General features: G+C 72.3%; 16 protein-coding genes and 1 tRNA gene. 9 read left to right on the top strand and 8 right to left on the bottom strand.

The features are described from left to right. Positions 1–157: 157 nt before the first annotated feature. On the bottom strand, positions 158–1096 hold the full coding sequence (thrB, locus tag ACTWO6_RS27660) for a homoserine kinase (protein ID WP_446220789.1): 939 nt from the start codon (positions 1094–1096) through the stop codon (positions 158–160). Between the two features lie 111 nt (positions 1097–1207). Here thrB and ACTWO6_RS27665 point away from each other — a divergent pair, with 111 nt between their 5' ends. After that, the gene (locus tag ACTWO6_RS27665) at positions 1208–1648 is read left to right on the top strand and encodes a hypothetical protein (protein WP_446216674.1); all 441 of its coding nucleotides are present in this window, start codon (positions 1208–1210) and stop codon (positions 1646–1648) included. A 22-nt stretch (positions 1649–1670) separates the two neighbouring features. On the opposite strand, the gene ACTWO6_RS27670 is transcribed toward ACTWO6_RS27665, so the two are convergent. The 7 genes from ACTWO6_RS27670 to argS form a co-directional block, all read right to left on the bottom strand. Continuing rightward, entirely contained in the window at positions 1671–2915 is a 1245-nt protein-coding gene (locus ACTWO6_RS27670) for an MFS transporter (protein ID WP_446216675.1), read from the bottom strand. Between the two features lie 21 nt (positions 2916–2936). Further along, on the bottom strand, positions 2937–3746 hold the full coding sequence (locus ACTWO6_RS27675; protein ID WP_446216676.1) for a polysaccharide deacetylase family protein: 810 nt from the start codon (positions 3744–3746) through the stop codon (positions 2937–2939). 185 nt (positions 3747–3931) lie between these two features. Continuing rightward, positions 3932–7180 (bottom strand): efflux RND transporter permease subunit, encoded by a 3249-nt coding sequence (locus ACTWO6_RS27680; RefSeq protein WP_446216677.1) that lies wholly within the window; start codon positions 7178–7180, stop codon positions 3932–3934. 151 nt (positions 7181–7331) lie between these two features. Further along, entirely contained in the window at positions 7332–8381 is a 1050-nt protein-coding gene (gene thrC / locus ACTWO6_RS27685) for a threonine synthase (protein WP_446216678.1), read from the bottom strand. Between the two features lie 104 nt (positions 8382–8485). Next, positions 8486–9799: a homoserine dehydrogenase gene (locus ACTWO6_RS27690; protein WP_446220790.1), complete on the bottom strand. Its 1314-nt coding sequence runs from the start codon at positions 9797–9799 to the stop codon at positions 8486–8488. Positions 9800–9807: 8 nt separating this feature from the next. Then, positions 9808–11190, bottom strand: coding sequence for a diaminopimelate decarboxylase (lysA, locus tag ACTWO6_RS27695; protein WP_446216679.1), 1383 nt, complete (start codon positions 11188–11190; stop codon positions 9808–9810). Between the two features lie 6 nt (positions 11191–11196). Next, complete coding sequence (gene argS, locus ACTWO6_RS27700; protein ID WP_446216680.1) at positions 11197–12861, bottom strand: arginine--tRNA ligase; 1665 nt, start codon at positions 12859–12861, stop codon at positions 11197–11199. Between the two features lie 98 nt (positions 12862–12959). Between argS and ACTWO6_RS27705 the strand changes: the two genes are divergently transcribed. From ACTWO6_RS27705 to ACTWO6_RS27740, 8 genes are all read left to right on the top strand, one after another. Next, the gene (locus ACTWO6_RS27705; protein ID WP_446216681.1) at positions 12960–13784 is read left to right on the top strand and encodes a DUF3105 domain-containing protein; all 825 of its coding nucleotides are present in this window, start codon (positions 12960–12962) and stop codon (positions 13782–13784) included. An 8-nt stretch (positions 13785–13792) separates the two neighbouring features. Further along, on the top strand, positions 13793–14461 hold the full coding sequence (locus tag ACTWO6_RS27710) for a DUF305 domain-containing protein (protein ID WP_446216682.1): 669 nt from the start codon (positions 13793–13795) through the stop codon (positions 14459–14461). A gap of 186 nt (positions 14462–14647) precedes the next feature. After that, positions 14648–15343: a winged helix-turn-helix domain-containing protein gene (locus ACTWO6_RS27715; RefSeq protein WP_446220791.1), complete on the top strand. Its 696-nt coding sequence runs from the start codon at positions 14648–14650 to the stop codon at positions 15341–15343. Between the two features lie 187 nt (positions 15344–15530). Beyond that, a tRNA-Arg gene (locus ACTWO6_RS27720) sits at positions 15531–15602 on the top strand. Between the two features lie 360 nt (positions 15603–15962). Further along, a complete protein-coding gene (gene mmsA / locus ACTWO6_RS27725) occupies positions 15963–17510 on the top strand; it encodes a multiple monosaccharide ABC transporter ATP-binding protein (protein WP_446216683.1) in 1548 nt (515 codons plus the stop codon). Then, the gene (gene mmsB, locus ACTWO6_RS27730) at positions 17507–18805 is read left to right on the top strand and encodes a multiple monosaccharide ABC transporter permease (RefSeq protein WP_446216684.1); all 1299 of its coding nucleotides are present in this window, start codon (positions 17507–17509) and stop codon (positions 18803–18805) included. The genes mmsA and mmsB overlap by 4 nt, the downstream gene beginning before the upstream one ends. Positions 18806–18856: 51 nt before the next feature. Further along, the gene (locus ACTWO6_RS27735; protein WP_446216685.1) at positions 18857–19963 is read left to right on the top strand and encodes a substrate-binding domain-containing protein; all 1107 of its coding nucleotides are present in this window, start codon (positions 18857–18859) and stop codon (positions 19961–19963) included. 160 nt (positions 19964–20123) lie between these two features. Beyond that, on the top strand, positions 20124–21326 hold the full coding sequence (locus ACTWO6_RS27740) for an ROK family transcriptional regulator (RefSeq protein ID WP_446220792.1): 1203 nt from the start codon (positions 20124–20126) through the stop codon (positions 21324–21326). Positions 21327–21347 lie beyond the last annotated feature (21 nt).

Consider the following 21347-nt stretch of genomic DNA (forward strand, 5'->3'; position numbering starts at 1 on the left):
GTGAGCACGCAGGTCTCGCCGTCTGCGGCGACCTGTGGAAACTGCGGTGCGGCGTGGGCCTTGGCAGGGGGTGACGGGCTGACCGCCGAGAGCTTCGGGGGTGCGCCGACCCGCAGGAGATCGCATGCTTCGCGGCTGTGCTAAGTCTAGAGCGTAATCAACTCTTGCGACCTGCGGCAACAGGGTCCCGCTCGGCGTGTCCCAGTCTACCCCGGGTGACCCGGGCACCGCTGACGTCTATCGGCAACTGCCAGAGCTGCCAATCTGTTCCCGGGTCGAAGCCCTTCGACACCTCCGTGAGGGCCAGCACCGTCGGCCCCGCCCCACTCACCACAGCCGCCACACCAGTCGCACGCAGCGCGCTGACCAGGGCCGCCGTCCCCGGCATCCCCTCGGCGCGGTAGTCCTGGTGCAGCCGATCGACGGTGGCCGGCAGCAGCAGCCCCGGCTCCACGGTCAGCGCGTGCACCAGCAGCGCCGCCCGGCCGGCGGTCAGCGCGGCGTCCGCGTGCGGCACGGCGGCCGGCAGCGCGGCCCGTGCGGTGGCCGTCAGGCCGCGTTCCGCGGGCACGAAGACGGTCGGCCGGACGCCGTCGGCGACGGCCAGCGACACGGCGCGCGCCCCGGACGGCTCGGTCCAGGCGATGGTGAAGCCGCCGCGCAGGCAGGGCGCCACGTTGTCGGGGTGCCCCTCGATCTCGGCGGCCAGCCGCAGCACCGCGTCGTCGTCGAGCCGCTCGGCGCCGTCGGTGACCAGCGCGCGGGCCAGCAGCACGCCCGCGACGATGGCCGCCGAGGACGAACCCAGGCCCCGGGCCTGCGGGATCCGGTTGACGCACTCCAGCGCGAGGCCCGGCGGCTGCCCGCCCAGCACGTCGAAGCCGGCCCGCATGGCCGTCGCGACCAGGTGTCGCTCGCCCTCGGGCAGCTCGCCGGCGCCCTCACCCGTCACGGTCACGCGTACGCCGCCCGGGGACACCTCGGCCGCCACGTCGTCGTACAACCCGAGGGCCAGGCCGAGCGCGTCGAAACCCGGGCCCAGGTTCGCGCTGGTCGCGGGCACCCGGACCCGGACGGGACCGGAGCTGAAAGTCATCGGCACCGGCTCATGCTAGGGCTCGGGACCGACATCGCGGCGCTCCGCCCGATCCATGGGAACTGCGCGATTCCATCAGCCTGACGCCGATCGACCACGGCGGGAGGCCACGTGCGATTCCTCGGTTACTCCGGTTTGCAGCTGCTCACCCAGCTCCCCACCCTGCTCGTGCTGGCGGCCGGCCTCGTGCTGGCCCTGGTGAACCGGCTGCCGCGCGGCCCGCGGGGCCTGCTCTTCGCCGGGACGGCGGTGCTGCTGCTCGGGGCTCTGCTCAACCTGGTGTGGGTGCTGGCGCTGCCCCGCCTGGTCGCCGGCGGCTGGAGCACCATCCAGACGAGCCGGCTGACCCTGGTGCTCGGGCCGCTGCTGGCGCTGCTGCACCCCGCCGGGCTGGGGCTGCTCGTCGCCGCCGTCCTCGCCGGACGGCGGGCCACGGCCCCGCCGGCGACCCCGTGGAGCGGCTGGCAGCCGGGGGCCGGTGACCCGGCGCCCCAGCAGTGGGGCGGGCCGGACCTCCCCGCCCCGGCGCCGCCGGCCTCCGGCCGCGACTGACCCCGGCGACGGACCGGAGCGGTCAGGGGGCCGGGGCGGACTCCGGCTCGGTCGCCGGCTCGGTGAGGGAGAGCCTGCGGGTGGCCAGCCGCCAGCCGACCGCGTACACCAGGGTGACCAGGCCGCAGCCGGCCAGCACGGTCCGCTCGCTCACGGCGTCCACCACCAGGGCCACCACCAGCTGGCTGACCGAGATGGCCAGCGTCGCCAGCATCATGTCGGTGGCGAAGACCCGGCCGCGCAGCCGGTCCGGCACCTCGCCCTGGAGGGCGTAGTTGGAGAGCACCCAGTTGCTGCCGCCGCCGAAGTGGGCGAGGAAGACGAGCACCAGCACCAGCGGGAACCAGCTGACCAGCGAGGCGCCCAGGTAGGCCACGCCGTACAGGGACATCGACAGGGCCAGGCCCACCAGCAGCCAGGCCCGGTTGGTGAGCACCCGCCGCATCAGGATCGGCCCGACCAGGGCGCCCGCGCCCCGGGACGCGAAGAGCAGGCCGGTGCCGACTGCGCCGACCCCGTACACGCCGGCGAGCAGCGGGAAGACGGTCAGCACGCCGTTGCCCAGTCCGACCGCCGACTTCACGGTGACCAGCGCCAGCACCCGGGGCCGGTGGCCGATGTAGTGCAACGCCTCGCGGATCGCCGGCCAGGTGCGCTGCACCGGGCCGCCGGGCTCGCGGGCGGACTGCAACGGACGGCGGATGAACGCGGCCAGGCCCGCCGCGAGCGCCAGGCCGACCGCCGCCACCCAGAAGCAGGCGTACGGGCCGGCGGCGGCACTCAGCATGCCGCCGAGCGAGGCGCCGACGACCGTCATGGTGCCCCAGGCGGAGCCGGCGACGGCGTTGCCGGCGGCGAGATCGTCCGGGTCGAGCACGTTGGGCAGGGCGGCCTGGGCGGCGGGCGAGTAGAAGGCCTTCGCCACCGCCACGGCGCAGATCGCCACCAGCGCCAGCCACGCCGTCCCGGCGCTGCGGACCCCGAGCAGCAGCAGGACGCCGACCAGGGCGGCGACGTTGGCCACCATCATGATCTTCCGGCGGTCGAACCGGTCGGCGATGGTGCCGGTGTACGGCAGCATCAGCGCCACCGTGCCGGTGTCCACGGCGAGCACCAGCGCCCCCCACACCCCGCTGCCGGTCAGCTCGGGCAGGAGCACCAGCAGGGGCACCATCACGAACCAGTCCGCCCCGAAGACCACCAGCTCGGCGAGGAAGAGGTTGCGGAAGTCGCGGTTGCGCACGAGGACCGAGAGGGTGGGTGACACGCCGGAACCCTATCGGGCCGGTCAGACGGCCGTGGTGTGGCCGAGCAGCTGGGAGACCGTCACGAAGGTGTAGCCGCGGGCGCGCAGCCCGGTGACCATGTCGGGCAGCCCGCGGAGCGCGACCAGCCGCCGTTCCGGACCGACGTCGTGGCCGAGCAGGATGGTGCCGGGCCGCACGTCGGCGACGATCCGCCGGGCGTGGCCGACCGGATCGCCCGGGAACTCGCCCTCGACCATCTGCAGCGTCCAGAACACCAGCCGGTAGTCCAGCCGGGCGGCGGCGTGCAGCATCGCACCGCCGAGGTGCCCCCAGGGTGGGCGGACCAGCCGGGGCGGCGCCCCGGCAACCTCGGCGATCGCGTCGTGGCTGCGCCGCAGGTCGTCGTAGGCGGCGTGCGCGTCGAGCCGGGCCAGGTCGCGGTGGGCCCAGCTGTGGTTGCCCACCTCGTGCCCGCCCAGCCGCCCGCGCAGCAGCGCCGCGTGCTGCCGGACCCGCGTGCCGACCAGGAAGAACGTGGCCGGTACGGCGAGCCGGTCCAGCGTGTCCAGCACCATCGGCGTCCACTGTGGCAGCGGGCCGTCGTCGAAGGTGAGGGCGATCAGCCGGTCGCTGGTGCGTGCCCCCCAGGTGACCTCGACGGCGCCGGCGCCGACCTGCTGGTGGCCGCCGCCGAGCGTGGCGCTGGCCGGTCCACCGGCGAGCGGGAGCCGACGGTCGGCGATCCACCTGGTCTGGGAGGTGCCTGCGGCGCCCAGCGCGGCACCGCCGGCGAGCAGGGCGGTCCGGCGCAGCACGGCCCGCCGGCCCCACCGGCCCGCACCGTCCGCCATGGCTCCGCCCCCGCTCCGGACGGTCGCCCCTTCCGGAGCGATTCGACACTCAGAGTATGCGACAATTCACTTACGGCACGGTGTCGGGCATCGGACGCAGCTCGCCCCACGGGGGACGCCGCACCGCCGGACGAAGACGCCCCCGGGCAGGCTCGGCCTGCCGGGGGCGTCTCCGGGTCACCCGCTCACTCGGGCGGCAACGGTGACCGGCGGCTCTTCGGCAGGCGAAGCACCTCGAACTGGTCGGTCCCGTCGATCAGCGCCGCCGACGGCGCCGGCCGGGCCGGCGAGTCCACGAGCGTCCGCTCGGCGGGCGCCAGCCCGGCCTCCGCCCGCCGGTCGTCAGACGGGGCCGACCCGGCGGCGGGGGTGCCACCGCTACGGCGCGCCCGCCGCTCCCGCAGCGACTCCTTGGTGCGCTCCACCATCGTGTAGAGCGTCGGCACCAGGATCAGGGTCAGCAGCGTCGAGCTGAGCAGGCCACCGATCACCACCACGGCGAGGGGCTGCGAGATGAAGCCGCCCTCGCCGGTGAGCCCGAGGGCCATCGGCAGCAGCGCGAAGATGGTGGCGACCGCGGTCATCAGGATCGGCCGCAGCCGGCGCCGGCCACCCTCGACCACCGCCTCGGTCACGCCCCTGCCCTGCGCCCGGTACTGGTTGATCAGGTCGAGCAGCACGATCGCGTTGGTGACCACGATGCCGACCAGCATCAGCACACCGATCAGCGCCGGCACGCCCAGCGGCGTCCCGGTGGCCAGCAGCAGCCCGATCGCGCCGGTGGCGGCGAACGGGATGGAGATCAGCAGGATCAGCGCCTGGGTCAGGCTGCGGAACGTGCCCACCATGATCAGGAAGACGATCGCGATCGCGGCCAGCACGGCCAGCCCCAGGTCGGCGAAGGCCTCCTTCTGGTCGGCGCTGACGCCGCCCACGGTGAAGGTCGCCCCGGGCACGTCCAGCGCATCGAGTCGCTTCTGCAGTTCCTGGGTGGTCACGCCCAGGTTCGAGCCGGTGGCCGTGCCGGTGACGGAGACGCTGCGCTCACCGTCGATCCGGGTGACCTGCTGCGGCCCCTCCACCTGGTTCACGTCGGCGATGTCGTCCAGCTTGACCCGGCCGACCGGCAGCGCCCGCAGCTCGGCCACGCTCACCGGCGGGCGGGCCCCGGTGCTCAGCACCACGTCCTGCTGCGTCCCGTCGAGGCCGACCTGGCCCAGCGGCGCGCCCCGGTACGCCTGGGCGACGAGCTGGCCCACCGCCGCCTCGGTCAGCCCGGCGCGGGCCGCGGCCACCCGGTCGACGGTGACGTCGATCCGGGGCACCCGCTCGGCCAGGCTGGTGGAGACGTCCTCGACGCCCGGCGTACCGGCCATCGCGTCGCGGGCGGCCTCGGCGGCGCGGGTCAGCGCCTCGGGGTCGGCGGCCTGCACGACCACCTCGAGCTGGTTGGCGGAGGTGCTCTGCCCGGCGCCGAAGCTCAGCTCGCCGGCTTCGGGACCGAGGGCGTCGAACTCGTCGCGCAGGGTCCGCCGGACCGCCGCCGCGTCGGTGCCCTCGTCGAGCGCGACCGAGAAGGTGGCGGTGTTGTTGCCGCCGCCGCCCGCCCACGGCTGGTCGCTGCCGCCCGCGCTGACCTGGTACGTCTTCACGCCCTCGGTACGCGACAGCACCGCCTCGACCTTCGCGGCCGCCTGGTCGGTGCCGGCCAGCCCGGTGCCGGCCGGGAGCTCCTGGGTGATGTTGAGGGTGTCCTGGCCGGAGTCGTCCAGGAAGTTGGTCTCCAGCTTCTGCGCGAGCCCGAAGGTGCCGAGCAGCACCAGCAGCCCCAGCCCGACGGTGATCCACCGGGTCTTCCGGGACCGGGTGGCGAACCCGATCGCCGGCAGGTACGCCCGCTGCAGCGGGCTGCGCAGCTCCTTCTCCTCGGCGGCGCGCCGGGCCGCCGCGTCGTCCGCGCCACCGCGGCGCGGCTTCAGGAACCAGTACGCCAGCACCGGGATCACGGTCAACGAGACCAGCAGGGAGGCGAGCAGGGCGACCGTCACGGTGATCGCGAACGGCGCGAAGAGCTGCCCGACGAAGCCGCCGACCAGCGCGATCGGCGCGAAGACGGCGACCGTGGTGAGCGTGGAGGCGGTCACCGCGCCGGCCACCTCGCGGACCGCGCCGAGGATGGCGTCCCGCTTCGGCTCGCCGTACTCCAGGTGCCGCTTGATGTTCTCCAGCACCACGATGGAGTCGTCGACCACCCGGCCGACGGCGATGGTCAGCGCGCCGAGGGTGAGCAGATTGAGCGAGTAGTCGCCGGCCCAGAGGGCGATCAGCGCGACCAGCACCGACAGCGGGATGGAGACTGCGGTGACCAGCGTGGAGCGGACGGAGAGCAGGAACACCAGGATCACCACGACCGCCATCAGCAGGCCGAGCAGGCCCTCGGTGGTGAGGCTCTCGATGGACCGCTCGACGAACGGGGCCTGGTCGAAGACGACCGTGAGGTCCGCGCCGGAGGCCGTCTTCAGGTCGTCGAGCCGGTCCCGGATCTCGTGGGAGATGTCCACGGCGTTGCCGTCGGGGGTGGCGGTGACGGCGATGCCCAGGCTGGGCTTGCCGTTGGTCCGGGTGATCGCGGTGGCCGGGGCGAGCTGCTGCTCGACCCGGGCCACGTCGCCGAGCCGGACCGGGGCCGCGGGAGCGGTGGCCAGCACGATGCCGCGCAGGTCGTCGACGGTCCGGACCGGGGTGCCGACCTGGACGGGGAGCGACCGGCTGCCGTCGGCGACCGCGCCGGCCGGCACCGCGACGCCGTTGGTCTTCAACGCTTGGGCGATGGCGGTGGGCGCGAGCCGCGCCGCGGCCAGCTTCGCCGGGTCGGGGGTGATCAGCACGACCTGGTCGCGGGTGCCGGTCACGGCGACCGTGCGGACCCCGTCCAGGCCCTCCAGCTCCGGTACGACGGTCCGGCGCAGCTTCTCGGCCAGGGCCCGCTCGTCGTCGCCGCCGCTCGCGGCGACCACCACGGCGGGCAGGTCGTCCGTGCTGCCGGCGATGACCTGCGGGTCCACCCCTGCGGGCAGCTGGGCGTCGATCCGGTTGAGCGCGGTCTGCATCTTGTTCACCACGTCGTCCAGGTCGGTGCCGAACTCGTACTGCACCTGGACGGTGGTGGCGCCCTCACGGGAGGTGGAGGTGACCTTGTCCAGCCCCGGGATGCCCTGAAGGCTGTTCTCGATCGGCTCGGTGACCTGGGACTCGACGATCTCCGGCGCGGCGCCCGGGTACGCCGCCACGACGAACGCGGCGGGGAACTCCAGCGACGGCAGGAGCTGCTGCTTCAGGGACGGCACGGCGTACGCCCCGAACGCCGTGGTCACCAGCGCGATGAGGGCGACCAGCCCTCGATTGAGGAGGCTGAATCTGGCGAGCAGCGACATCGGCGTGGCTCACTCCTGAGGAAGGGTCTGCGGGGTAGGCAAAGTCTGCCGGACCCGATCCTCGCCACCCCCACCCACCCCCGCTGCCCCACCCGCCCCACCAACCAACCGACTCCGGTTGTGGGGGTGGGAGGGTGCGAGGCGCGGGGGGTTAGGCGAGGTCCAGGGAGCGGGCGGCGGCCTGGGGGTCGTTGGCGATGGTGATCGGGGCCGGGGCCGTGGAGATGGCCCACTCGGGGTCCTTGAGGCCGTGGCCGGTGACCGTGCAGACCACGGTGGAGCCGGGCGGGACCTTGCCCGCGGCGGCCTGCTGGAGCAGGCCGGCCACGCTCGCCGCGCTGCCCAGCTCGACGAAGACGCCGACCTCCCGGGCCAGCAGCCGGTACGCCGACAGGATCTCCCGGTCGGTGACCGCGGCGATCAGGCCCTCCGAGGCGTCCCGGGCGTCGATCGCCTTGGTCCAGCTCGCCGGGTTGCCGATCCGGATGGCGGTGGCGATGGTGGACGGCTCCGGGACCACCCGGCCGGTGACGATGGGCGCGGCGCCGGCGGCCTGGAAGCCGTACATCTTCGGGGCCTTCGTCGCGTTGCCGTCGCGCAGGTCCTCCGAGTAGCCCATCCAGTACGCGGAGACGTTGCCGGCGTTGCCGACCGGCAGGCAGTGGATGTCCGGCGCGTCGCCGAGCGCCTCGACGATCTCGAAGGCGGCGGTCTTCTGCCCGTGCAGCCGGTTGATGTTGACCGAGTTGACCAGCGCCACCGGGTAGTCCTGGGCGAGCTTGCCGGCCAGCGCCAGGCAGTCGTCGAAGTTGCCGTGGACCTGGAGCAGCTTGGCGCCGTGCACCAGCGCCTGGGCCAGCTTGCCCAGCGCGATCTTGCCCTGCGGCACCAGCACCGCACAGGTGATCCCGGCGCGGGCCGCGTACGCGGCGGCGGAGGCGCTGGTGTTGCCGGTGGAGGCGCAGATGATCGCCTTGTCACCGGCCTCGACCGCCTTGGAGACCGCGACGGTCATGCCCCGGTCCTTGAACGAGCCGGTCGGGTTGGCCCCCTCGACCTTGAGGTGCACGTCGCAGCCGAGCCGGGCGGAGAGCACCGGCGCCGGCAGCAGCGGGGTGTTCCCCTCGTGCAGGGTGACGACCGGGGTGGCGTCGGTGACCGGCATCCGGTCCCGGTACGTCTCGATCAGACCCCGCCACATGTCGCTCTCCTCGCCCCTACCGGCCCTGTCGCACGTCAAGCCTGGACCAGCGTCCCGGGCCGCAGCCCGGCGCACCCGCCCTTAACCACCTGACGGGACACGATCTACAGCCCGCCCTCGACCCGCAGCACGCTCGTCACCGAGCGGACGATCTCCAGCCCGCGCAACGCCCGGACGGTGGCCGCGAGCGCGGCGTCCGGCGCGACATGCGTGACGATGACCAGTTCGGCGTCGTCGCCCCGACCCGCCGGGCCGCCACCCGCCGGACCCTGCCGCACGGTGGCGATGGAGACCTCATGCCGGGCGAACACCCCGGCCACCGCCTCCAGCACACCGGGACGGTCGGCCACGTCGAGGCTGATGTGGTAGCGGGTCAGCGCCTCGCCCATCGGCCGCACCGCCAGGTCGGCGTACGCCGACTCGCTGGGCGCGTGCACCCCGGCGAGCCGGTTGCGGGCCACCGCCACCACGTCGCCGAGGACGGCACTGGCGGTCGGCGCGCCGCCCGCGCCCCGGCCGTAGAACATCAGCTGCCCCGCCGCCTCGGCCTCGACGAAGACCGCGTTGAACGCGTCGCCGACGCTCGCGAGGGGGTGGGACAGCGGGATCATGGCCGGGTGCACCCGGACGCTGACCGTCTCCCGGCCCGCCGCGTCGGTGTTGCGGGCGGCGATGCAGAGCAGCTTGATGGTGCAGCCCATCGCCTTGGCGCTGGCCACGTCGGCCGCCGTCACCTCGGTGATGCCCTCGCGGTGCACGTCGGCGGCGCCGACCCGGGTGTGGAACGCCAGCGAGGCGAGGATGGCGGCCTTGGCGGCGGCGTCGAAGCCCTCCACGTCGGCCGTCGGGTCCGCCTCGGCGTACCCCAGCTCGGTCGCCTCCTCCAGCGCCTCGGCGAAGCCGGCGCCGGTGGCGTCCATCGCGGAGAGGATGAAGTTGGTGGTGCCGTTGACGATGCCGGTGACCCGGTTGATCCGGTCCCCGTGCAGCGACTCGCGCAGCGGGCGCAGCAGCGGGATCGCCCCGGCGACGGAGGCCTCGTAGTAGAGGTCGGCCCCGCCCTCGGCGGCCGCGTCGTGCAGCGTCGCGCCGTCCTCGGCGAGCAGCGCCTTGTTGGCGGTGACCACGCTCTTGCCGGCGCGCAGCGCCTCGACCAGCCAGCCGCGGGCCGGCTCGATGCCGCCGACGACCTCCACCACGATGTCGACGTCGTCCCGCTTGATCAGGCCGAGCGCGTCGGTGGTGAAGAGGGCGGGGTCGACGGGCAGGTCGCCGCGGTCGCGGCCGAGCCGGCGTACGGCGATCCCGGCGATCTCCAGCGGGGCGCCGATCCGGGCGGCGAGGTCGGCCGACTGCTCGTGCAGCAGCCGCACCACGTCGCCGCCGACGGTGCCGCAGCCGAGCAACGCCAGGCGCACAGGTGAGCTCATCCGACATCCAATGCGAGCAGGTCTTCTTCGGTCTCCCGTCGAACGATCAGACGGGCCTGACCGTCGCGGACGGCGACGACCGGGGGGCGCGGGACATGGTTGTAGTTGCTGGCCATGCTCCGGCAGTAGGCCCCGGTGCCGGGCACCGCGACAAGATCTCCGGGCTGCACGTCGGCGGGCAGGAATTCATCCTTCACCACGATGTCCCCGGACTCACAGTGCTTTCCCACCACGCGGGCGAGCAGCGGCTCCGCCACCGACGCCCGGTTGGCCAGCGTCGCCGAGTACGACGCGTCGTAGAGCGCGGTGCGGATGTTGTCGCTCATCCCGCCGTCCACGCTCACGTACGCCCGGATCCCGTCGACGTCCTTGACCGTGCCGACCTCGTAGAGGGTGAAGACGGCGGGTCCGACGATGGCCCGGCCGGGCTCGATGGAGAGGTGCGGCACGGCGAGCTTCTCGGCCGCGCACTCCCCCTCCACGATCCGGCGGAGCCGCTTGGCCAGGTCGTGCGGGGAGGCCGGGTCGTCCTCGGTGGTGTACGCGATGCCGAAGCCGCCGCCGAGGTCCAGCTCGGGCAGCTCCACGCCGCGGGCGTCGCGGATCTGCGCCTGGAGGCCGAGCACCCGGCGGGCGGAGACCTCGAAGCCGTTGGCGTCGAAGATCTGCGAGCCGATGTGCGAGTGCAGCCCGCGCAGCTCCAGCACGCCCTCGTCGAGGACCTTGAAGGCCGCCGCCGCGGCCGCCCCGCCGGCGAGCGAGAACCCGAACTTCTGGTCCTCGTGAGCGGTGGCGATGAACTCGTGGGTGTGCGCCTCCACACCGACCGTGACGCGGACCAGCACCCGGGGGCGTACCCCGCGCTCGCGGGCCAGCGCGGTGAGCCGGTCGATCTCGGCGAACGAGTCGAGGATGATCCGGCCCACCCCGGCGTCGAGGGCCCGGCTCAGCTCGGCCACGGACTTGTTGTTGCCATGGAAGCCGATCCGCTCCGGCGGCATCCCGGCCGAGAGCGCGGTGGCCAGCTCGCCGCCGGTGCAGACGTCGAGGAACAGGCCCTCCTCGGCGATCATCCGGACCACCGCGCGGCAGAGGAACGCCTTGCCGGCGTAGTAGACGTCCGCGTCCGGGAAGCCGGCCCGGAAGTCCCGGCAGCGCGACCGCAGGTCGTCCTCGTCGAGGACGTACACCGGGGTGCCGTACTCCGCGGCGAGGTCGCGGACGCTGAGCCCCGCGACGGCGAGCGCGCCGTCGGCGGCCCGGGTCACGTTGCGCGGCCAGAGCTGCGGCACCAGGGCGTTGACGTCGCCCGGCGGACGCAGCCAGGGCGGCCGGCTGCCGATGTCACCGTGCAGGGCACCGGCCTCGTGAGCGCGCATGGGAAGTTACATCCTCTCCGGGGCGGCGACGCCGAGCAGGCGCAGCCCGTTGGCGATGACCACGCGGGTGGCGTCGTTCAGCCAGAGCCGGGCCCGGTGCAGGTCGGTGACCTCCTCGTCGCCGCGCGGCAGGATCCGGCAGTTGTCGTAGAACCGGTGGTACGCCCCGGCCAGCCGCTCCAGGTAGCGGGCGACCAGGTGCGGCCCGCGCAGTTCCGCCGCGGAGGCGACCACGGCGGGGAACTCGGCGAGCGCCTTGAGCAGCTCGTTCTCCTTCTCGTGGGAGAGCAGCTCGGCGTGGAAGTCGGCGGCGTCGCCCCGGGTCAGCCCCACCTCGGCGGCGTTGCGCCCCACGCTGGCGGTCCGGGCCGCGACGTACTGCACGTAGTAGACCGGGTTGTCGCGGGTGGCCCGGGTCCACAGCTCGACGTCGATGTCGATCGGCGAGTCGCTGGAGTAGCGGGCGAGCGCGTACCGGGCGGCGTCCACGCCGATCGCGTCGACCAGGTCCTCCAGGGTGACCACGGTGCCGGCCCGCTTGCTCATCCGCACCGGGGCGCCCTCGCGGACCAGGTTGACCAGCTGGCCGATGAGGATCTCCAGGTTGCGGTCCGGGTCGTCGCCGAAGCAGGCGGCCATCGCCTTCATCCGGCCGATGTAGCCGTGGTGGTCGGCACCCAGCATGATCACCACGCGCTCGAAACCGCGCTCGCGCTTGTCGAGGTAGTAGGCGCAGTCGGCGGCGAAGTACGTCCACTCGCCGTTGGACTTGCGCAGCACCCGGTCCTTGTCGTCGCCGAAGTCGGTGGTGCGCAGCCAGGTCGCGCCCTCGGCCTCGAAGACGTGCCCCTGCTCGCGCAGCCGGGCCAGCGCCTGGTCCAGCTCGCCCCGGTCGTGCAGGTCCTTCTCGTTGAAGTAGGTGTCGAACTCGACGCCGAAGTCGCGCAGCGAGGACTTGATCTCCTCGAACATCAGCGCGACGCCCTCGACCCGGAACACCTCCTGGGCGGCGTCGTCGTCCAGCTCCAGCACGTCCGGCCGGCGCTTGACCACCTCGGCGGCGATCTCCGCGATGTACGCCCCGCCGTAGCCGTCCTCCGGGGCCGGCTCGCCCTTGGCGGCCGCGAGCAGCGACCGGGCGAACCGGTCGATCTGGGAGCCGGCGTCGTTGAAGTAGTACTCGGTGCCGACCTCCGCCCCGGTGGCGCGGAGCAGTCGGCTGAGCGCGTCGCCGACGGCCGCCCAGCGGACCCCGCCGATGTGCACCGGTCCGGTCGGGTTCGCCGAGACGAACTCCAGGTTGACCTTCTGACCGGCGAGGGTGTCGCTGCGGCCGTACTCGGGGCCGGACTCGACGATCACCTTGGCGAGCTGCCCGGCGGCGGCGGCGTCGAGCCGGATGTTCAGGAAGCCCGGGCCGGCGATCTCCACCGACTTGATCCCCGGCGCCCGGCCGAGCCGCTCGGCCAGGGCGGCGGCCAGCTCCCGCGGGGGCACGCCGACCTTCTTGCTGAGCTGCAGCGCCAGCGTCGAGGCGTAGTCGCCGTGCTCAGGGTTGCGGGGCCGCTCGAGGACCGTCTGCGCGGGCAACGCGGACGGATCCAGCCCGCGGTCGGTGAAGACGGCGTGGGCTGCGGAGAGGACGACCTCGGCGAGTTCTGCGGGAGTCACCGAACCATGTTATCGGGGGTAGACTCGGGCACCGCGGCGGCGACCCAGCATGTGAACCGGCCCGCCAGCTCCCTGACCGACCGACCTGACGAGGCACGATGAGCATCAGCACCCCGGGCGGCCCGGAACGCCGTCCGACCGTGGTCAGCACCGGCAAGAAGCCGGCAGCCGGCCGGCCGGCCGCTGCCGACAAGCCGTCCGGTGGCAAGGCCGGGGCCGGAAAGGGCACTCCGCGGCAGACCCCCGGCGGCAAGGGCCGCAAGCCGATCGCGCCGGTCAAGGTGAGCCAGGGCCGCGCGTGGGGTCCGATCGCGCTCTTCGTCGCCGTCGGCGTGCTGGCGGCCGGCATCATCGGGTACGGCGCGTACGCGGCGATCCAGGGCTCCAAGCCGTGGGACAAGCGGGCGGACGCGATCAGCGGCATCGTCGACTACCGCAAGAAGGACAAGTCCCTGGTCGAGGGCGGTAAGCACCAGCCGGGCCCGATCAAGTACGACGTCCTCCCGCCGGTCGCCGGCCCGCACAACCAGGCCTGGCAGAACTGCATGGGCGACGTCTACGACGCCCCGATCGCCAACGAGCACGCGGTGCACAGCCTGGAGCACGGCACGGTCTGGATCACCTACCGCCCGGACCTGCCGGCCGACCAGGTGGCCAAGCTCAAGGCCAAGGTGCAGGGCAAGGACAAGCTGATGCTCAGCCCGTTCGAGGGGCTGGACAAGCCGATCTCCCTCCAGGCCTGGGGCTTCCAGCTCAAGGTCGACAACGCCGACGACAGCCGGATCGACGACTTCATCAAGACCCTGCGGGTCAACGCCTCCGTCGAGGGTCCGAACGCCAACTGCGCCCAGGGCGTCACCGCGACCGGCACCACGCCGCGTGACAACCTGGGCCAGCAGATGCCTGAGCAGCCCACCCAGTAAGGACTCCGATGACTGCTCCCGTCACGACGGACAGCGCGCCCGACGAGACCCCGGTCACCGCCGACGGCGGCCGGGGGACGGCGCGCCGGTTCGGCACGCTGGCGTTGGCCGCCGCCGTCGTGGTCGGCCTTCTCCTCGGGTACGCGGGCGGCCTGCTCACCCCGACGGTCACCCGGCCGGGTGACAACTCGGTCGAGGCGGGCTTCGCCCGGGACATGACCACCCACCACGCCCAGGCGGTGCAGATGGGGCTGATGGCCTTCCAGCAGGGCGAGGACGCCGAGGTGCGGCAGATCGGCGGCGACATCGCCACCGGGCAGCAGGGCGAGATCGGCACCATGCAGACCTGGCTGCGGCTGTGGCAGCTGGACCCGACCGGCGACCAGCCCGCGATGGCCTGGATGCCGGACGGCGCCGGCCTGGTGAAGGACGGGCTGATGCCCGGCATGGCCACCCCGGCGGAGATCACCAAGCTGAGCGAGGCGCGGGGCCACGAGTTCGACGTGCTCTTCCTCCAGCTGATGATCCGGCACCACCTCGGCGGGATCCACATGATCCAGGGCGTCCTCGACGAGGGGCACGACGACGAGGTGCTGAAGGTCGCGCAGACCATGAAGAACACCCAGCAGACGGATCTCACCAACCTCCAGGCGGCGCTCAAGCGCCTGGGCGGCTGATCCGTCGTACCGTCCCGCCCGGAGGGGCCCGCGTCGTCCGCGACGCGGGCCCCTCCGCGTCTCCGGCGACCTCCTGTCCGTTATGCCTCTTTATAACGGTTTGGGTTGTACAGCCGATTACGCTGCTTGGAGACTTTTCTCCCCACATATCGTGACCAGTTGCGATTCGGGCTCGTTGCGCAGGACGTGGGGGTTGCACTCAGAGAGGCAGGGCGCTCGGTCACCAGTTGGTGCCGGCGCCACACCATCGGCGGTGACGGGGCGGTGGCAGCCGTCCGTCGCGGACTGCGGCAGGGCGAGTCGGGAACGCTCAGCCGCGAACAGGAACTCGAACTGATCGATGCGCTGCGGAGCGTCCACCCCGACGAGCTCGGCCTGGACGAGGAGCTCTGGACGCGACAGAGCCTGACCACCCTCATCCAGCGCCGGTTCGACCTGACGATGGACGCCGGCACGGTCGGGGCGTACCTACGGGCCTGGGGGTTGGGTCCGCGGGAGCCCCGGGAGCGCGCCTGCGGGCTCTGCGTCGGCGCGGTCGAGCGGTGGGTACGCGGCGAGTACCCGGCCATCACCCGGGCCGCCCAGGAGCACCTCGCCGAGGTCTACTGGATCGGCCGGGTACGGCTGCGCGGCACCATGCCGGCGGCGGACGTGGTCTCCGCGGTCTCCTCCCGGGGCCGGGTGCGTTTCATGATCACCACGCCCACGGTCGACCCGCCGCTCCCCCGCGACTTCGTGCTGCGGCTCAGCGGCGCCGAGGAGCGGACGGTGCACCTGATCGTGGACGGCTCCTGGCCGAAGAACGAGTGGCCGCGCCGGCTGCCCCGCCGCATCGTCCTGCACCCGCTGCCCAGCTGCGGCCGCGCCCTGGTCGCCGCCTGACCCGCTCCGCCCGCCGGCGAGCCCAGGATCGGCTCCGGGACGCCGGCGGGCCCAGGATCGGCTCCGCCGCCCGCCGTCGGCGGAGCCCTGGGCGGCCCCGACCACCGGCGGCAGCGACACGTCGCGGGCCGCCGGATACCGATTGGGCGATCCCGGAGGGGGTTTGCTACTCTTCTCGGGTCGCTGAGCCCCCGTAGCTCAGGGGATAGAGCACCGCCCTCCGGAGGCGGGGGCGCAGGTTCGAATCCTGCCGGGGGCACAACAAAACGAACGAGTAACGCCCCGGCACATGCCGGGGCGTTTCTCGCGTGGCGCCCCCTGCCCGGCCGCCCGGACGACGCACCCCGGCCCCCGTGACCGCCTGCCCGGCCGAACGGGGAGACCCCCGCGACAGGCGCGATCGGGCCGTCGGACGGGGCGTGGGACGCCGCAGTGGCTGCTGGTGGCAGCGTGACGGCTTGGTGACGGAGAGCACGCCCACATTGCCGGATTGTTACATGCGCGGGCCCGCCAGCACTTGCGAATGGCCTTCAGATCGGAATACGTTGCGGACGGCAACAAAAACAGTGAAGGCCATCCCTGCGGAGGCATCCATGACGTTGGCGAGGTGGTGCGAACGATGAGCGACGTGCCCATCCTCCTGGAGATGCGTTCCATCACCAAGGAGTTCCCCGGAGTCAAGGCCCTCTCCGACGTCAACCTGGTGGTGCGCGCCGGCGAGATCCACGCCATTTGCGGTGAGAACGGTGCCGGCAAGTCCACGCTGATGAAGGTCCTCAGCGGGGTCTACCCGTACGGCACGTACGACGGTCAGATCATCTACCAGGGTGCGGAGACCCGCTTCTCCGACATCCGCTCCAGCGAGAACGCCGGGATCGTGATCATCCACCAGGAGCTCGCGCTCATCCCGGACATGTCGATCGCCGAGAACATCTTCCTCGGCAACGAACCCCGCAAGCGCGGGGCGATCGACTGGAAGTCCGCGAACCGGATGGCGCTGGACCTGATGGCCCGGGTCGGCCTGCAGGAGGACCCGGACACCCTGATCAAGGACATCGGTGTCGGCAAGCAGCAGCTCGTGGAGATCGCCAAGGCGTTCGCCAAGGACGTGAAGCTGCTCATCCTGGACGAGCCGACCGCCGCGCTGAACGAGGCCGACTCGCGGCACCTGCTGGACCTGCTGCGCGGTTTCCGCTCGCGCGGCATCACCTCGATCATGATCTCGCACAAGCTGAACGAGATCGAGGCGATCGCCGACCAGATCACCATCCTGCGCGACGGCCGGACCGTGGAGACGCTGGACGTCAAGACGGACGGCGCCGACGAGGACCGGATCGTGCGGGGCATGGTCGGTCGCGAGCTGAGCAGCCGGTTCCCGGAACACACCCCGAAGATCGGCGAGGTCTTCTTCGAGGTCCGCGACTGGAACGTCCGGCACCCGATCTCCGCCGAACGGCAGGTCTGCAAGAACGAGAGCTTCGTCGTCCGCCGGGGCGAGATCGTGGGCTTCGCCGGGCTGATGGGCGCGGGCCGCACCGAGCTGGCGATGAGCGTCTTCGGCCGCTCGTACGGGGTGTACGAGTCGGGCACGATCATCAAGGACGGCAAGGAGATCGTGCTCAAGTCGGTGGCGGACGCGATCGCCCACGGGCTCGCGTACGTCAGCGAGGACCGCAAGGCGATCGGCCTGAACCTGCTCGACGACATCAAGGCGTCCACGGTGGCCGCCAAGCTGTCGAAGATCTCGCACCACGGCGTCCTCGACGAGGTCGAGGAGTACAAGGCGGCCGAGGCGTACCGCAAGGAACTGCGGACCAAGGCCCCGACGGTCGACGAGAGCGTCTCCAAGCTCTCCGGCGGCAACCAGCAGAAGGTCGTCCTGGCGAAGTGGATGTTCACGGACCCGGACCTGCTGATCCTCGACGAGCCGACCCGCGGCATCGACGTGGGCGCCAAGTACGAGATCTACGGCATCATCCAGCGGCTCGCCGACCAGGGGAAGGGCGTCGTCATCATCTCCTCGGAACTGCCTGAGCTGATCGGGCTCTGCGACCGCATCTACACCGTGTTCGAAGGCACCATCACCGGCGAGATTGACCGGCAGGACGCGGACCCGGAAACCCTCATGAAGCAGATGACCTCGACGAAGAAGATGCAGACAACATGAGCCGACTGAAGGACCTGCAGAAGAACCTCTTCGGAGGGACCACGTCCAACGCCCGTCAGTTCGGGATGATCTTCACCCTGGTGGCGATCGTCGTCCTGTTCCAGGTGCTGACGGACGGGCTGACGCTGCGATCGGACAACCTGATCGCGCTGTTCAACCAGAACTCGTACATCCTGATCCTGGCCATCGGCATGCTGATGGTGATCGTCGCCGGGCACATCGACCTGTCGGTCGGCTCGATCGCCGCCTTCACCGGCATCCTGGTGGCCAAGTCGATGGCGGAGTGGTCGCTGCCCTGGCCCGTCGCCATCCTGTTCGGCCTGGCGATCGGCGCGATCATCGGCGCCTGGCAGGGCTTCTGGGTGGCCTACATCGGGGTGCCGGCGTTCATCGTCACCCTGGCGGGCATGCTGCTCTTCCGCGGCGGCAACCAGTTCATCGGCAACGCGAACACCATCCCGGTGCCGGAGGGCTTCCGGGTGATCGGCTCCGGGTTCCTGCCCGAGGTCGGGCCGGACACCGGCTACAACAACGCGACGCTGCTCCTCGGTTTGGCCGCGTGCGTCGCGGTGGTCTGGCGGGAGTTCCAGGCCCGCAAGACGCGCCGGGAGATGGACGCCGAGCCCGCCCCGATGTGGATCTCGGTGCTGCGGATGGCCGTCATGGTCGGCGTGATCGTGTTCGCCGCGCTGCGCTTCGCCAGCGGCCGGGTCGGCACCAGCTTCCCGGTCTCCGGCATCATTTTGGTGGCGCTGGTCCTCGCGTACTCGTTCTACACCCGCAACACCGCGGGCGGCCGGCACATCTACGCGGTCGGCGGCAACTCCCGGGCGGCCGAGCTCTCCGGCGTGAAGCTCAAGCGGGTCAACTTCTTCGTCATGATGAACATGTCGGTCCTGGCCGCGCTGGCCGGCATGATCTTCGTGGCCCGTTCGGCGGCCTCCGGGCCGCAGGACGGCAACGGCTGGGAGCTGGACGCGATCGCCGCGGTCTTCATCGGTGGCGCGGCCGTCTCCGGCGGTATCGGCACCATCAGCGGCTCCATCGTCGGTGGTCTGGTCATGGCCGTGCTCAACAACGGCCTGCAGCTCATGGGCGTCGGCACCGACCGGGTCCAGATCATCAAGGGCCTGGTCCTGCTGCTGGCCGTCGCGATCGACGTCTACAACAAGAGCCAGGGGCGATTCTCCGTCATCGGCAGCATCACCCGAACGTTCCGTCGTGACACCCCACCCACCCCCACGTCATCGTCCGACGCGGAGCGCGAGCCCGCCCGGACGACGGTGCCCGGCTGACGGCCACCGACCTCCCCCCGTATCACCTCACCAGAAGGGCATCACCTAGTCATGCGCAATCTCATTGGCAAGTCGGTGGCCATCGGCGCCATCGCGGCGCTCGCTCTCACGGCGACCGCCTGCGGCTCCGGCCGCGACGGGGACTCCGGCGGCTCGAAGGGCGACGCCAAGGGCTTCGCGGCGGACTCCCTGATCGGCGTCGCCCTGCCGTCGAAGACCTCGGAGAACTGGGTCCTCGCCGGTGACCTGTTCACCAACGGCCTGAAGGAGGCCGGCTTCAAGAGCGACGTGCAGTACGCGGGCGCGTCGACCACCGTCGCCGACCAGCAGGCGCAGATCACCGCCATGGTCACCAAGGGCGCCAAGGTCATCGTCATCGGCGCGACCGACGCCGCGCAGCTGTCGACCCAGGTCGCCGCGGCGCACGCGGCCGGCGCGAAGGTCATCGCCTACGACCGGCTGATCACCAACACCCCGGACCTCGACTACTACGTCGCGTTCGACAACTTCAAGGTCGGCCAGCTCCAGGGCCAGGCCCTGCTGGACGGCATGAAGGCCAAGAAGCCGAACGGCCCGTACAACATCGAGCTCTTCTCCGGCTCGCCGGACGACAACAACGCCGGTGTCTTCTTCAACGGCGCGATGAGCGTGCTCAAGCCGGAGATCGACAAGGGCAACGTGGTCGTCGCCTCGAAGCAGACCGACGTCAAGCAGACCGCCATCCAGGGCTGGAAGGCCGAGGGTGCGCAGGCCCGCATGGACCAGCTGCTCACCTCGACCTACGGCAGCAAGGAGCTGGACGGCGTCCTCTCCCCGAACGACACGCTGGGCCGCGCGATCATCACCTCGATCAAGGGCGCCGGCAAGCCGGTCCCGGTTGTCACCGGCCAGGACTCCGAGGTCGAGTCGGTCAAGTCGATCATGGCTGGCGAGCAGTACATGACGATCAACAAGGACACCCGGAACCTGGTCAAGCAGACCATCGCCATGGTGAAGGCCCTGCAGGCCGGTAACACCCCCGAGGTGAACGACACCAAGTCCTACAACAACGGCAGCAAGGTCGTCGACACGTACCTGCTCCCGCCGGTCGCCGTCACCAAGGCGAACGCGGCCGAGGCGTACGCGAACGACCCGAAGCTCGCGCCGCTCACCAAGTAAGCACCACAGGCTGGTCAGCGACGACCGTCGGGTCCCGGAATCCTCCTTCCGGGACCCTTCGTCGTCATGGCGGCCGACGACCGAACCAGAAGGAGGCCAGACCGTGTCGACACCCGTGCAGTCCGGTCTCCCCCGGCCCGGCCGCAACCCGGCCTTCCCGGTGCCGTCGTCGCCAAGCGCCAGCCAGGAAGAGATCCGCCGGCAGAACCTCGGCGCCGTGCTCCGCCACGTCCACGTGCACGGCCCGACCTCCCGGGCCGAACTGACCAGCCGGCTCGGCCTCAACCGCAGCACCATCGGCGCGCTCGCCGCCGACCTCGTCGCCACCGGTCTCGTCACCGAGGAGGTGCCGACCACGGCCCGCCGCGCCGGGCGTCCCTCGCTGGTGGTGAGCCCCCGCTCCGACCGCGTCTACGCCCACGCGTTGAGCATCGAGGCGGACCTGCTGCGCGCCGCCCGCATCGGCCTCGGCGGCCGCATCCTCGACCTGCGCGAGGTCGCCCGCCCCTGCGGCGCGTCGGCCCTCGACGCCGTCGGCCCGCTGGCCGACCTGGTCCGCGACATGGAACGCTCCGTCGCCGCGGACGCGGTCTTCGTGGGCGGCGCGGTCGCCGTCGCCGACACCACCCCCGACGGCGACGGACGGATCCGCATCGGCGGCGCCGACCAGACGCTCGGCACCGCGCTCGGGTCCGAGCTCGCCGTCGGCCCGGGCTTCGTCGCCGCCGACATGGCCGACATCGCCGGCCTCGCCGAACACGTACGCGGCGTGGCGGCGGGCGTCGACGACCTCATCTACCTGCACGGCGATCTCGGTGTCAGCGCCGGCATCATCATCGGCGGCCGGCTGGTCGTCGGCCACCGGGGGCACAGCGGCAAGGTCGGCCACATGGTGGTCAACCGGGACGGCCTGCCCTGCGGGTGCGGCTCGCGCGGCTGCTGGGAGACCGAGATCGGCGAGGCGGCGCTGCTGCGGCACGCCGGCCGGGATCCGGAGGACCGCGGCGCGGTCGCCGAGGTCCTGCGCGCGGCCGCCGACGCGGAGCCCACCGCCCGGGCAGCGGTCCAGCGGGTCGCCGACTGGCTCGGCTTCGGCGTGGCCAACCTGGTCAACGTGGTCAACCCGGACACCGTCGTGTTCGGCGGCTACCTGCGCGAGGTCTACGCGGCCGGCGCGGAGACGGTCCGCCGCCGCCTGGACGAGATGGCCCTGCCCGCCTCCCGCGAGCACGTGCGGCTGCGGGCGGCGGCGCTCGGCCGGGACGCCCCCCTGATCGGCGCCGCCGAGCTGGCCTTCGACAAGCTGCTGGCGGATCCGCTCAACGCCGGCGTCGCGGGCCAGCCGGGGACCGCCCCGGCCTGACCCTCGCCGCGCCCGCGACCG

Source organism: Micromonospora sp. IBHARD004, from assembly GCF_052814115.1.